The 12765-nt window shown below is 33.7% G+C and carries 14 protein-coding genes; 6 read left to right on the top strand and 8 right to left on the bottom strand.

Going from position 1 to position 12765, the window contains the following annotated elements:
- Positions 1-15: 15 nt before the first annotated feature.
- Positions 16-540, bottom strand: a complete 525-nt coding sequence (gene speG / locus AC4NPH_RS06350) for a spermidine N1-acetyltransferase (protein WP_013056444.1) — start codon at positions 538-540, stop codon at positions 16-18.
- A gap of 175 nt (positions 541-715) precedes the next feature.
- Here speG and AC4NPH_RS06345 point away from each other — a divergent pair, with 175 nt between their 5' ends.
- Entirely contained in the window at positions 716-2038 is a 1323-nt protein-coding gene (locus AC4NPH_RS06345) for a right-handed parallel beta-helix repeat-containing protein (protein WP_063671206.1), read from the top strand.
- Between the two features lie 303 nt (positions 2039-2341).
- Here the strand turns inward: AC4NPH_RS06345 and recA are convergent, their stop codons facing one another.
- The 5 genes from recA to AC4NPH_RS06320 form a co-directional block, all read right to left on the bottom strand.
- A complete protein-coding gene (gene recA, locus AC4NPH_RS06340) occupies positions 2342-3367 on the bottom strand; it encodes a recombinase RecA (RefSeq protein WP_013056446.1) in 1026 nt (341 codons plus the stop codon).
- On the bottom strand, positions 3364-3558 hold the full coding sequence (locus AC4NPH_RS06335; protein WP_055990421.1) for a hypothetical protein: 195 nt from the start codon (positions 3556-3558) through the stop codon (positions 3364-3366). Before AC4NPH_RS06335 ends, recA begins: the two co-directional genes overlap by 4 nt.
- 302 nt (positions 3559-3860) lie before the next feature.
- Positions 3861-4283, bottom strand: a complete 423-nt coding sequence (gene arsC, locus AC4NPH_RS06330; RefSeq protein WP_354315608.1) for an arsenate reductase (thioredoxin) — start codon at positions 4281-4283, stop codon at positions 3861-3863.
- Between the two features lie 24 nt (positions 4284-4307).
- Positions 4308-5606 carry an arsenic transporter gene (locus AC4NPH_RS06325; protein WP_491938664.1) on the bottom strand — a complete coding sequence of 433 codons (1299 nt, stop codon included), beginning with the start codon at positions 5604-5606 and terminating at the stop codon, positions 4308-4310.
- 18 nt (positions 5607-5624) lie between these two features.
- Positions 5625-5972 (bottom strand): ArsR/SmtB family transcription factor, encoded by a 348-nt coding sequence (locus tag AC4NPH_RS06320; RefSeq protein ID WP_098197175.1) that lies wholly within the window; start codon positions 5970-5972, stop codon positions 5625-5627.
- 407 nt (positions 5973-6379) lie between these two features.
- On the opposite strand from AC4NPH_RS06320, the gene AC4NPH_RS06315 reads away from it, so the two are divergent.
- Positions 6380-6709 (top strand): ArsR/SmtB family transcription factor, encoded by a 330-nt coding sequence (locus AC4NPH_RS06315; RefSeq protein WP_029324433.1) that lies wholly within the window; start codon positions 6380-6382, stop codon positions 6707-6709.
- Between the two features lie 50 nt (positions 6710-6759).
- The gene (locus tag AC4NPH_RS06310) at positions 6760-7194 is read left to right on the top strand and encodes an ArsI/CadI family heavy metal resistance metalloenzyme (protein ID WP_098598785.1); all 435 of its coding nucleotides are present in this window, start codon (positions 6760-6762) and stop codon (positions 7192-7194) included.
- A 435-nt stretch (positions 7195-7629) separates the two neighbouring features.
- On the opposite strand, the gene AC4NPH_RS06305 is transcribed toward AC4NPH_RS06310, so the two are convergent.
- Positions 7630-9693 (bottom strand): cation:proton antiporter, encoded by a 2064-nt coding sequence (locus AC4NPH_RS06305; RefSeq protein WP_098315490.1) that lies wholly within the window; start codon positions 9691-9693, stop codon positions 7630-7632.
- Between the two features lie 380 nt (positions 9694-10073).
- Positions 10074-10547 carry a hypothetical protein gene (locus AC4NPH_RS06300; protein WP_013056453.1) on the bottom strand — a complete coding sequence of 158 codons (474 nt, stop codon included), beginning with the start codon at positions 10545-10547 and terminating at the stop codon, positions 10074-10076.
- Positions 10548-10779: 232 nt separating this feature from the next.
- Here AC4NPH_RS06300 and AC4NPH_RS06295 point away from each other — a divergent pair, with 232 nt between their 5' ends.
- The 3 genes from AC4NPH_RS06295 to AC4NPH_RS06285 all read left to right on the top strand — a co-directional run bounded on the left by AC4NPH_RS06295 (position 10780) and on the right by AC4NPH_RS06285 (position 12478).
- A complete protein-coding gene (locus AC4NPH_RS06295; protein ID WP_041816672.1) occupies positions 10780-11217 on the top strand; it encodes a thiol-disulfide oxidoreductase DCC family protein in 438 nt (145 codons plus the stop codon).
- A complete protein-coding gene (locus AC4NPH_RS06290) occupies positions 11210-11686 on the top strand; it encodes a hypothetical protein (RefSeq protein ID WP_491938663.1) in 477 nt (158 codons plus the stop codon). The genes AC4NPH_RS06295 and AC4NPH_RS06290 overlap by 8 nt, the downstream gene beginning before the upstream one ends.
- A 192-nt stretch (positions 11687-11878) precedes the next feature.
- On the top strand, positions 11879-12478 hold the full coding sequence (locus tag AC4NPH_RS06285) for an undecaprenyl-diphosphatase (RefSeq protein ID WP_491938662.1): 600 nt from the start codon (positions 11879-11881) through the stop codon (positions 12476-12478).
- The last annotated feature ends 287 nt before the right edge of the window (positions 12479-12765 follow it).

Genomic DNA, 12765 nt, shown 5'->3' with positions numbered 1-12765 from the left:
TATACTAGTTCAACCTTAGTTTTTATTTTTGGTTTGTAAATATTCTTTTTGAAACATACACATTCTTATAGCGTTATGATAGCTTCCATCAACAAAAAATTCATCTTTTAACTCGCCTTCAATAGAAAAACCAACCTTCTTATAGATATGAATTGCTTTTTCATTTTCCTTGTCTACAATTAAGTAAAGTTTATGCATATTCAATACCGAAAAGGCATAATTCATTGCTAGGTTTGTGGCAACCATGGCGTAACCATGACCTTGATACGTAGGGTCAATGATAATTTGAAACTCTGCTCTACGATGAATATAATCAATTTCGACTAATTCCACTAATCCAAGCATATCCCCGTCCTTTTCAAGTATGAAACGACGCTCACCTTGATCGTGAATATGTTTATCATATAAGTCCTGTAGCTCTACAAAAGCTTCATAAGGCTCTTCAAACCAATAAGACATAATGTTTGCATCATTATTGAGTTCATGGACAAATTTTAAATCTTCTCTTTCCAAAGGTCGTAACTTAAGTTCCTTATTCATTTCTCAAACCTCCACATTCTAGCATTACTTTAGCACTTTCCGTTTTAAATGTAAAAATTGTTGTAGTTTTAAAAAATAATAAGACATAGTGCGATTATTTACATCCTTATTAAAAGAACTATAGTACAATTTAAAAATCTTGCAAGTGAAATTCATTAACTTTAAGGAGGATCTTATGAAAAAAGCAGTTGGTATTCTTCTTATTTTACTGTGTTGTATAAATCAAAGGGTTGAGGCAGCTAATCAACCTTCAGCAGCTCCTATAATACATCATGAAATTTATGTTTCTCCTACAGGGGATGACAAAAACCTAGGTACTAAAAGCAAACCTTTTAGAACATTAAGAAAGGCAAGTGAAGCAGCTCAGCCCGGAACTACCGTTTACATCAGGGGCGGTATCTACTATGAACAATTAATTATTAGCCGTTCAGGTACTAAACAAAAGCCTATTATCTTCAGGAACTATAAAAGTGAAAAGCCTCTTATTAGTGGAGAAAAAATAAAAAGCCGTTCTACAGATGGAGGGCTAGTTAGCATAAAAAATAAGAGCTACATAACAATTCAAGGTTTGAATATAGGTCATTCTTCTACTTCTAAGGAACAAAATACACCATGTGGTATTTTAGTAGAAGGAAGTGGAAAGAACCTTCGAATTATTAATAATCATATTTTCGATATTAAGACTGCACATAAAAATGGAAACGCTCATGGAATAGCTTTTTATGGATCCAAAGCGCCGCGTTCATTAGAAAACATTAAAATATCGCGAAACCTACTTGAAAACCTGACCTTAGGTTTTAGTGAAGCGCTAACTCTAAATGGGAATGTTAAAGATTTTATCGTCAATGCCAATACAATTCGAAACGTTGATAATATTGGGATTGACGTAATTGGCTTTGAAAAAGTAGCTCCTATTGAGAAATATGACCGAGCCCGTGAAGGACTCATTAGTGAAAACCATATTTACAACGTCAGCAGTTATTCAAACCCTGCTTACAAATATGAATACTCCGCTGGCGGAATCTACGTAGACGGAGGAAAAGATGTTATTATTGAGCATAACGTTTCAAGTCATAACGATCTAGGAATAGAAATCGCAAGTGAACACTATGGTAAACAAACTAGCAATGTTCAAGTTATACGGAATATGATTTATAAGAATCGTTTTACAGGAATTTCCATTGGAGGCTATGATAAAAAACGTGGAGGGACGATAAATACTCTTATTGAACATAATATTTTATATGGAAATGATACGATGAACATGGATGGTGGCCAATTACTGATGCAATATCATGCAACTCATAACACTATCAACAATAATGTTATGGTTTCAGTAAAATCTAATTTGCTTCTGGCCAATCTTCATTACTCAAATAAATATAATCAACTTAATCATAATGTGTACCTAAATAAAAGTAGAGATAAAGCGAATCGATGGATATGGAAGGGGGCAGAAATAGAAAGTTCTACTATCGTATCACCTAGGCTTTTTTAATAAGAATTTCTTTTTAGAAGATATTCTTTATTTAGTTACTCGCTGGGATTCTATTTGAGGCCGAAAAATTATTCACTTCACTATCTGCTGATTATACTTTTTATTTCATTGAAACAAAGAGAAAGGTGCGTTCGTTGTAAATATACCAATGGATTGCAAGAAGATTCATGCTGTTTCTCTATATGAGTAGTGTTTATTTAGGTACAAATCAATAGTCTTGACATAAAAACCCCCCAATCATTAGAGTTTTTTTATCTAATAATGGGGGGGCAGTTCAAGCCGTGGGAAAGGTGTTTTATGCTTTTATTGGTTTTCTTTTTCGCTATCGTTATCGTTATTAACATTATCACTATATTTGAAATCAATAATTCTTTTTCTAATTTCTTCTCTAATTTCAGGGTTTTCTTTTAAGAAAATCTTAGCGTTTTCTCGTCCCTGTCCTAAACGCTCCTCATTATATGAAAACCAAGATCCAGACTTTTGAACAATGTCTACTTCAGAGCCGATATCTAAGATTTCTCCTTCTTTTGAGATACCTTCTCCATACATAATATCTACTTCAGCAATGCGGAAAGGAGGTGCCATTTTATTTTTGACTACTTTAATTCTTGTTTTATTACCAACTATGTCATTTCCGAGTTTTAGTTGTTCAGCGCGGCGAACCTCCAGACGAACGGAAGAATAGAATTTTAGTGCTCTTCCACCTGGCGTTGTTTCCGGATTTCCAAACATAACGCCTACTTTCTCCCTGATTTGGTTGATGAAGATGGCAATGGTTTTAGACTTATTGATTGCTCCAGATAGTTTACGAAGAGCTTGAGACATCAAACGAGCTTGTAAACCTACGTGAGAATCTCCCATTTCTCCTTCAATTTCTTTTTGTGGAACTAATGCTGCTACTGAGTCAACAACAATAATATCTACAGCACCACTTCTAACTAATGCTTCAGCAATTTCAAGTGCCTGTTCACCAGTATCTGGTTGAGATAACAGTAACTCATCAATATCTACACCTAGTTTTCTTGCATAAACCGGATCAAGTGCATGTTCAGCATCAATAAAGGCAGCTCGACCTCCATTTTTTTGTACTTCTGCAATTGCGTGTAAGGAAACGGTTGTTTTACCTGAACTTTCGGGCCCGTAAACTTCCATAATTCTTCCCTTGGGATAACCATTAATTCCAAGAGCTATATCTAAAGCTAATGAGCCTGAGCTAGATGCCTCAACTTTTGTATGTGTGCCTTCTCCCATTTTAATAATTGATCCTGTACCGAATTGTTTTTCAATTTGTTTTAGAGCCATATCTAGTGCTGCTTTTTTATCATTCATAATTTGAAACCTCCGATTGTTATTACGTTTACAATAAACGCCAAGGTATTTCGATAAATAATAAGAGTTGGCTCAAATGTTTTTGCTCCGTGCGAGAAAATTTTGTGTTTAACTGTCTTAGTTTGTTCCGGTGTTCCTTTATTCATCTCTAAACCCTTAGCATCGAACAAATGTTCCTGTTGTGTAATCATACAATAAACGCATCTAATTGTAAAGGCGAAAGTTTTTCTACAAACTAGCTAAAAGAATATCTTATATTTATAAAAAGTAAGTTTATACTTTTACTTTTATATAAGTTAAATTAAATAAGTAACAATAAGTGACGCTTTTTATAGAAGTAGAATCGATTACAATCTGCATTTTTAAATTTGTATGTATATGAATCTACAAATCTGGTTAGACTAATAACGTATTCCTCATATTCCCAGTTATTATAAAACAGATTTCAGGAAGAAATAAAGCAGTCTACACAAATAGACTGCTTCTTGATTAATTATTTACCTGTTTCAGCAAAACGCTGAATACGTTCAGCGATTTCATCACGTACACGCTGGAAAAACGCCCATTTTTCTTCTTCTGTTCCTTCAGCTTTTGCTGGGTCATCAAATCCCCAGTGTTCACGCTTCACATGGGGAGGCGTTACTGGGCAGTGATCTGCTGCATGGCCACATAATGTAACGACCAAATCTGCATTATTTAAAATTTCAGGATCAATGACATCAGATGTTTGATTTGAAATATCAACACCAGCTTCTTTCATTGCTTTTACAGCATTGGGATTTAATCCATGAGCTTCTAATCCTGCACTGCGTACATCCCATTCATCGTTATTTAGATATTTTTTTGCCCATCCTTCAGCCATTTGGCTACGGCAAGAGTTACCTGTACATAAGAAATAAAGTGTTTTTTTAAACATGTGTAAAATCTCCTTTATAATGTGTTAAGAAATAATTGATAACCAAATATATAAACCAACAAGCGTAATAAACAATGTTGGGATGGTTAAGATGATACCTGTTTTAAAATAGGTTCCCCAAGAAATCTTAACTCCTTTTGTCGAAAGAACGTGGAGCCATAAGAGAGTGGCTAGAGAGCCAATAGGTGTAATTTTTGGTCCTAAGTCCGAACCAATGACATTTGCATAAATCAAGGCTTCTTTAATTGTACCTGTTGCAGAAGTTGCATCAATGGCCAAAGCATCAATCATCACGGTTGGCATGTTGTTCATAATCGATGAAAGAATGGCTGCAATGAATCCCATGCCAATAGTTGCTGCAAACAATCCATGGTCAGCCGCTGTTTGAATAAGGCTTGCTAATACTTCAGTTAGCCCTACATTACGTAATCCGTAGACAACCACATACATACCAATGGAAAAGAAAACAATTGCCCATGGAGCTCCTGCTAACACTTTTTTAGTGTGAACAGCGGGACTCTTTCTCGCTATTCCTAAGAATAAAATTGCAATAATTCCTGCAATAATTGAAACGGGAACATCGAAAAACTCACCAATAAAGTAACCAAGAACTAAAATGAATAAAACGATTCCTGATAAACGGAACATTTTTTCATCTTTAATAGCCTCAACCGGTTTCTGTAAGTCATCTAAGTTGTATTTCTTAGGAATGCTTTTACGAAAGTACAAATATAAGACAACAATACTTGCCAAAAGTGAGAACAGATCTGGCACAATCATACGTGATGCAAATTCAGAAAAGCGAATACCAAAGAAATCAGCTGATACAATGTTGACCAAGTTACTTACTACAAGAGGTAACGATGTTGTATCTGCAATGAATCCACTGGCGATAATAAAAGGAAAGACCATTTTTTCTTCAAATTTTAGTGCTCGTACCATGGCAAGTACAATAGGGGTTAGAATTAAGGCTGCTCCATCATTTGCGAATAATGCGGCTACTACAGCTCCAAGTAGGGATACATACACAAACATGCGAACGCCATTTCCTCCTGCAGCTCGTGCCATATGTAAAGCTGCCCACTCAAAAAATCCAATTTCATCTAAAATTAAGGAAATAATAATAACTGCAATAAACGTTAATGTTGCATTCCATACAATTTGAGTTACATTTAGCACGTCATGGAAATCAACCACACCCGCTAAAAGAGCTAATACTGCGCCTCCGCATGCTGACCAGCCAATAGACAAGTTCTTCGGCTGCCAAATGACAAAAATCAATGTCACTAAGAAAATGAGGGAAGCTACTATAACTGATACCACTTTACAAACCTCCTACTATTAGCAACAACTAATACGTAATCCTTGCTTTTCTAGTTCTTTTAATCGTTCATCTTCGCTTGGCAAAGAATCGAGTATATCAAGGACAAACTGATAATAGCTGTTTTCTTTATTTAAGGAATAGAAGATCCAATGTCCTTTTCGTCTTTCACTTACAAGTTCGATATCTCTTAATTTACGTAAGTGTTGGCTAATAGCCGGTTGACTTGCTTTATAAATTTCAACTAGCTCACAAACACAGCACTCGTTATTTTGAAGCAGCTTCATCATTGACAATCTTGTCTTATCTCCAAGCAGCTTCAGTATCTGTACTGCTTTTTCCACTTCTACCTGCGCTTTTACATCCATTATGACTCACCTCCTTATTTTCAAATATAATTATATAAGTATTTTATTATATTTTAAACGAAAATATACATTTTAAATATTAATCAAAAAAAGTTGATGAATACCTTGATTTATCTAAATTTTCCAGATATGATGAATACATCAAAAAAAATTGATTTATAAAAGTGAGGATGAAAGCAGTGAGAGTCAACAACTCTGGAAACTTATCAGTTACGTACTTTCGAGCCTATTTTCATTTAGTTATGAACACTCAAGGGATGAACCATAAGAAAGCACAAAACCTAATCTTTCAGCGTTTTTTTCATCAAGATCCTATGCTAAGAGGGGAAACTACATATAGTAACTTTAAAAAAGCTGCCGAAAGCTTTGAACTTTAAATCAAAAAAAATTGATGAAGGGGAATGACAATGGAAAAAGTTAATGAAGAAAAGCACCCATTTAAACAGTACGAACAAAAATTTAAAGCTCTTGCTGATCAAAAGAGATTAGAAATTATGTATGAGCTCTGTCAGCGAGGACAGACATGCGTATGTGATCTAACTGAATGCTTTGGAATGTCTCAATCTAAACTTTCCTATCATTTAAAGATTTTATTAGAAGCAAACCTCATCACAAAAGAAACGAAAGGGACATGGAGCTATTATGATTTAAATGATAAAGAGGTAAATCACCTGTTATCTGAGGAGCTTTGCTGCTTGTTTAGAAAAGATACAAGTAAAAGCGGCTCATGCTCGTAATTTACTACATTCAAAATAATATTGTTTATCATGCGAAGGAGGAAGTGTAAATGAAATATGTTCATGTAGGAATTAATGTAACAAATCTAGAGGCGTCCATTGAATTTTATCAAAAGGTATTTGGCGTTCAACCTGTAAAAACGAAAGTAGATTATGCTAAATTCTTATTAGATGAGCCAAGATTAAATTTCACTTTAAATGTACAGGACGAAGTAAAGGGTAATCAAGTGAATCATTTCGGCTTCCAAGTAGAAACTCCCCAAGAAATCCATTCCCATAAATCACGATTAGAAAAAGAAGGCTTCTTTGCCCGTCAAGAAATGGATATAACATGCTGCTATGCTGTACAAGATAAGTTTTGGGTAACAGATCCTGACGGGAATGAATGGGAATTCTTTTATACGAAATCTGATAGTGAGGTTCATAAGGGTGAGGATAGCGTTGGGCCAAATGAAAAGCTACCTGTAGATAATGCTTGTTGTTGATTCTCCATTTAAAAATACAGATCTTATTAGAGAGGATTACAAATTTGATTCTTGAACAAATTGTCTAAGATGCTCCAACACGTCAACCTATATGATAGATAATTCTTGTAGTAGAAAAACTCTCTACGGAAATAGAGAGTTTTTTTACTTTTGAAGTGAATATCATCTACAACTTTAGTTAACATAAAACCGATTTTAGATAACCAAAAGGAATATAAAATTAATAAGTCTTTATCTATTTGCTAAATAAAGACTCGTATGTCGTAACAACCTATTGCAAATCAATGAACTTTTTTATTAATTAAAAGGTGTAAGATTACATGTGATGCAAATAAAACCCTCGCCACAAATATAGATGTGACAAGGGTTTTATTTTTTAGCCAATTAAATTTTTTTAATGATATATTAGACCACACTGTGGCATATAAAACATCATTAGCTTTCATAATCACTTTTAAGAAGTAATTCTTTGGGAATTTCTGTACCACGTGAGCCTCGAATATCTGTTTCCTTCATTTCTGTTGGGTAGAACACGATGAAGTTTTTAAGATTCATCGAAGCTAGCTTTTTAGGTAATGTTTCTAATTCCGGGTGCCATGCCACAGTACCTTTTCTAGCACTTAATAAAATCACAAGATCAGTTGACTTAATATCATTCAAACCATTTTTGTAAACGGAATTCCAGCAATCAATGGATTGGAACTCGACTTCGACATTAGGGTGTACCTGTTCCGAAGCTTTTCTATAAGCTTCTAAGTCATCACGAATGACAAGACCTTGAATTGTCGCATTGAGTTGGGATACAATACCTTTAATAATTGTAATTGAATCTTCAAATCCTGGCTTGTGTACGATATTATTTGGCAGAATAAGAATCACTCGTTCCATCGTATTCAACGGATGCTTAATTGTTGTAATGAGTGAGCGTTGATAGGTATGTTCAAGGAAATTATCAATAACTCTACCAAAGACCTTTTGGCTTTCTTTCACTGAACCATCCCATCCTACGATAATTGTTGTGATTCGTTCTTCTGTAGCAGCACGTTCAATACCCCATCCAATATTATGATCTACGCGTGTCAATAACCTAACGGGAACATCTGCTCCTGATGCATACGTGAGAGCGTGTCCAAGCATTCTTTCAGCTTGTGCTACTTCATGATCCGCTTGCTTTAAATCCTTTTGAATAACTGTTAGGGGATAAATCGGTTCTTCTGTCTTTTTCGCCTTCTTAAGAACAAATCCTAAATCAAGTAAAGATTCTATTGTGTCTGAATTCGTAATGGTTATTAATATACGTTCTGGAAGTGTATCATCCAGTGATTCTTTATCTTGTGCAACAGCTAGTTTTCTTCCATATTTTTCACACAAGTAAGGGCCAAGAATACACGTAACTAATATAACAATAATTACAGCATTGATGATCTGTTGGTCAAATAATCCAAATTCATATCCAACAAGTGTGATGGCTAGTGTTGCTGCTGCATGAGTAGTGGAAAGACCAAATATAACGTTACGTTCAGTCTTGGAATAACCATATACTTTACTGGTAACCCAACTGGCAAGTAGTTTGCTTCCAATTGCTACAATGGTAATTAATGCGATGGTTAACAATGTTTTGGGAATGGATATAAGAACGCCAAGATCCATCAACATACCTACAGATAACAAGAAAAATGGAATAAATAAGGCATTTGCCGTAAAACGAATTCGATTCATTAACGGACCATGGTCATAAATGTACCGATTTAAAGCCAGGCCAGCCAAGAATGCGCCGATAATTGGTTCTAATCCAACAAATAAAGAGATTGCTCCTGCAACAAATAAAATGGCTAGAACAAAATTAAATTCTGTTGTTCCTTCATTATTAGAACGTTTAAAGAACCACTTTGTCAGGTAAGGAGTTAAGAATAGAACAACTACCGCAAAAAGAGCCGTTGCAACAATCAAGTATACAAAAAATCTAACTGTTAAATGACCTTCAGACGCCCCTGTTATGACGGCAAGAAAAAGTAATGCCAAGCTATCGGTTAATAATGTACCGCCAACTGCTGTGGTGACAGCTTGGTTTTTCGCCACGCCTAGCCGGCTAATGGCAGGATATCCTAAAAGGGTATGGGTAGAGAAAATACTACCGAATAGAATGGCTGAAAGCATGCTGAGATGAAGCCATAACCCTATGAGTACTCCAAGAACTAATGGAATTAAAAACGAGAGCATTCCAAACAAAATGCTGCGATTTCGGTATTTTTTGAAACCATCAAGATCCAACTCAAGCCCTGCTATGAACATGATAAACAGCAATCCAACTGTTCCAAGCAATTGAATAGTCGAATCTCGTTCTAATATTTCTAGCCCATTTGGTCCAACGATAATACCTGCAATAATGGGACCAATAATAGCAGGTATTCTTAATTTCCCCATGAGTATAGGGAACAATAAAAAAATTAATACAGCAAAACCAAATATAAGAACTGGTTCCTTAAGAGGGAAGTGCATAGATATTTCGACCTCACTTTCTACTTCCTCACTTTATCATGAGCTTTTTCAGAAACACCAATAGTACTATATATAATTTAAAAGCTCTAGTCTTAAAACTTATTTTATAAACATTTGTTTTTCTCCTTAACTTCTCCTAGAAGTATAATTTTATTTATAAAATTCAATGTCTTGAGCAAACTATTTGGGACGCTGGGAAGTGTCTATTTGGAAATTTTCATTCTGTTTTCGAGTTGACGACATGCATTCATTGCAAAAAAAGCCACTGATATAGGACAGTTGCTTTTTTCTTCTTAAAATGTAAATACTATATATTTTTAGTTAACATAAAACGGATTATCGGAAATAATTTTGTAGTAAAAGAAGCTTATTTCATAAGATCAATCCCAAAAGTTGAACATAACTTCTCCAACAGTATTTGGTTTCCAATAAAAGATTTGTTCTAACTCACTGCTGTTCAGGTTATTCTTATTTTCTAAGCTTACTTTTCCTTTGCTGTTTCTTATATCTAAAGGTTCATTAAGTTCTTCTTTACTTAGAACTTTATAGAATGGCATAAAACCCTTTGATAACACAGGATCATCAATAAAATTAATATGTTGAAATTCAACAGTAGAAGCAAGAGCGAGAAAAGGATAATATGCATTGAGTAACACATATATCTCTCGATTAAAAACATTTACTTTTACCTTTGAAAAATTACTTGTTAAATTTGCCTCATCAATCTTTAATATCTTCCCTTGATTTCTTCTGATCAAATCGAAGCAGATACTTTTAAAATGGTTCTCATCTATTTCATTCGGTTTATTATCTATTGAACTATAAAAACCCGTTACTCCATTAGGAAGATTCATTAAATAAATAACTCCTTTCAAAATGCTTAGATACGTTTATTTTAAACATATAAGGCGTTCAATTCTAGTTACCATAATGTGATTTCTAGGCACTCTTAACAAAAAATAAAGCTCACCTAACAAAATTGTAAGCCCGTCTTACATTATTGTTAGGTGAGCTTTATTAAATCTCGTATTATAATTATTTGTAGAAAATATTTACAATTAACTAAAGGGATGAAATATATTGAAGGTGAAAAAAGACAATCAACCTATTATTATGTTTGATGGTATATGTAACGTATGTAATCATTGGGTTCAATTTGTTATAAAAAGGGATCCTAAAGGCATATTTAAATTTTTGTCTCTTCAATCAGATTTAGCATGCTCATTGATAACAGATTACAATCTGAATAATAAGCAATTGGATTCCATTATCTTAATTGATAAAGATCAAATATATACTGAATCTACAGCAATCTTACATATCATAAATAAGCTTACCGGACCTATAAGGTTCTTCGTTCTCTTTTGGGTAATACCTGAAAAAATTAGAGATAAAGTGTACCGTTTTATTGCAAAGAACCGATATCGATTCTTTGGGAAAAAAGAAAGTTGTCTCGTTCCTAGTAAAGAAATACAAAATAGGTTTATTAAAACGGAAACAGAAAGTGGGAAAACCGATGAATAGAAGTACATTTCTAAAAAAGCTTAGAATGACGATTATTACTACTTTTAGATGGTCTTTAGCATTAACTTTCTTGATTTACGGCATTGCCAAAATGTTTTCTACTGGCGACTTTATATATGACTCGACAAAGGACTCAGCAATGCAATTAGCATGGCATTTCTTTGGATATTCGGATACATATAATCTTTTTATTGCTTTTGGAGAAATAACAGCAGCCTTATTATTAGTAATTCCAAAGACAGCAACTTTAGGAAACAATATTTATTTACCTATCACAGTAAATATTACTATTCTTGATTTTTGTTTTGAGATACCAGCTCGTTCTGTTACCACATTGTTAACCTGTATGAGTATAGCTTTACTTTTCTTTGAATATAAAAAATTAAAAAGAGTATTTTTTGACTCTCCAGTAGCAGCTGAAACGTCTATCCCGACAAACCTTATAAGAAAGAAGGTGAACATACAATGATCTTACTACTTATTATGTTTGTCGTTTTAGGAATTTCTGCTTTTTACTACTTTATTATTAAAAAAGAAGCTTGAGATGAATACAATATACAACTCCAGTTAAGGATAATGTAAGATAAATCAATTATTAATTTGTAGAAGATTATCTATACTTCTTTTATATGGATATAAATTCAAGGAGGAAACATAAATCATGGATTTATTTGAAATGAATGTTGATTTGTTTAGAACGATTAATGATTTTGGTAAGGAGTATACCTATTTAAATAATTTTTTTATATTTATGGCTGAATATATGGTTTTTGTCCTTGCCTTTATCGCTTTAATTTTCTGGTTTACTAGGAGAGAGGAGAACAGGATGATGATCATTTCAGCTACTATTTCTTTTATTTTAGCTGAGATGATGGGGAAAATTGCTGGAACGTTGCATTCAAACAACCAACCATTTGCTGAATTATCTAATGTAAATAAATTAATTGAGAAAGCAGTAGACAACTCTTTCCCAAGTGACCACACTATTTTGTTCTTTGCATTCTGTATGACTTTCTTTATATATCAAAAGAGATGGAGATACATAGGGATTATGCTTGCCCTTGTTGTTGGGATCTCTCGTATCTGGGTAGGTGTGCACTACCCTGCTGATGTTATAGTTGGAGCAATAATTAGTATCTTTTCGACTTTTATTGCCTCTTTTATTGTCTCTCGTCTTAATATTATAAGAAAATTATTATGGCTTTATGAAAAAGGGGAACAGCAGATTTTACCTACGAGAGACAAATCTAGAGAATTATAATCTAATACCATGTAGTAATCAAATATATTTAAGATTGAAAATCCTTATACCTCCATGCATAAGTCCATATTTGTCTTCAATAAGTGTGAAGTTTAAAACCATAAATATATCGTAAATAATTTATTATTTACATATCTAATATTGTACCACTGGACAAATATAATATAATTCATAGTAAGAAGGAGAACCCTTTTCAGGTTCTCTTTTTCTGAACCTTAATTATGACAAATTTAATCTTTTACCCTTTTAATCTCTCCGTGTGTTGGCGCAACTAAAAAAGGATCTCC

It is taken from the genome of Priestia sp. MDV22-iso46, assembly GCF_058629175.1.
This window is presented reverse-complemented; position numbering and strand designations above follow the sequence as displayed.

What these genes read in the sequence shown, in the direction of transcription:
- AC4NPH_RS06335 (WP_055990421.1), bottom strand. Translation starts at nt 3,558, where the DNA reads ATGATTACACAACAGGAACATTTGTTCGATGCTAAGGGTTTAGAGATG.
- AC4NPH_RS06345 (WP_063671206.1), top strand. Translation starts at nt 716, where the DNA reads ATGAAAAAAGCAGTTGGTATTCTTCTTATTTTACTGTGTTGTATAAAT.
- arsC (WP_354315608.1), bottom strand. Translation starts at nt 4,283, where the DNA reads ATGTTTAAAAAAACACTTTATTTCTTATGTACAGGTAACTCTTGCCGT.
- AC4NPH_RS06290 (WP_491938663.1), top strand. Translation starts at nt 11,210, where the DNA reads ATGAATAGAAGTACATTTCTAAAAAAGCTTAGAATGACGATTATTACT.
- AC4NPH_RS06300 (WP_013056453.1), bottom strand. Translation starts at nt 10,547, where the DNA reads ATGAATCTTCCTAATGGAGTAACGGGTTTTTATAGTTCAATAGATAAT.
- AC4NPH_RS06305 (WP_098315490.1), bottom strand. Translation starts at nt 9,693, where the DNA reads ATGCACTTCCCTCTTAAGGAACCAGTTCTTATATTTGGTTTTGCTGTA.
- AC4NPH_RS06310 (WP_098598785.1), top strand. Translation starts at nt 6,760, where the DNA reads ATGAAATATGTTCATGTAGGAATTAATGTAACAAATCTAGAGGCGTCC.
- AC4NPH_RS06315 (WP_029324433.1), top strand. Translation starts at nt 6,380, where the DNA reads ATGGAAAAAGTTAATGAAGAAAAGCACCCATTTAAACAGTACGAACAA.
- speG (WP_013056444.1), bottom strand. Translation starts at nt 540, where the DNA reads ATGAATAAGGAACTTAAGTTACGACCTTTGGAAAGAGAAGATTTAAAA.
- AC4NPH_RS06285 (WP_491938662.1), top strand. Translation starts at nt 11,879, where the DNA reads ATGGATTTATTTGAAATGAATGTTGATTTGTTTAGAACGATTAATGAT.
- AC4NPH_RS06320 (WP_098197175.1), bottom strand. Translation starts at nt 5,972, where the DNA reads ATGGATGTAAAAGCGCAGGTAGAAGTGGAAAAAGCAGTACAGATACTG.
- recA (WP_013056446.1), bottom strand. Translation starts at nt 3,367, where the DNA reads ATGAATGATAAAAAAGCAGCACTAGATATGGCTCTAAAACAAATTGAA.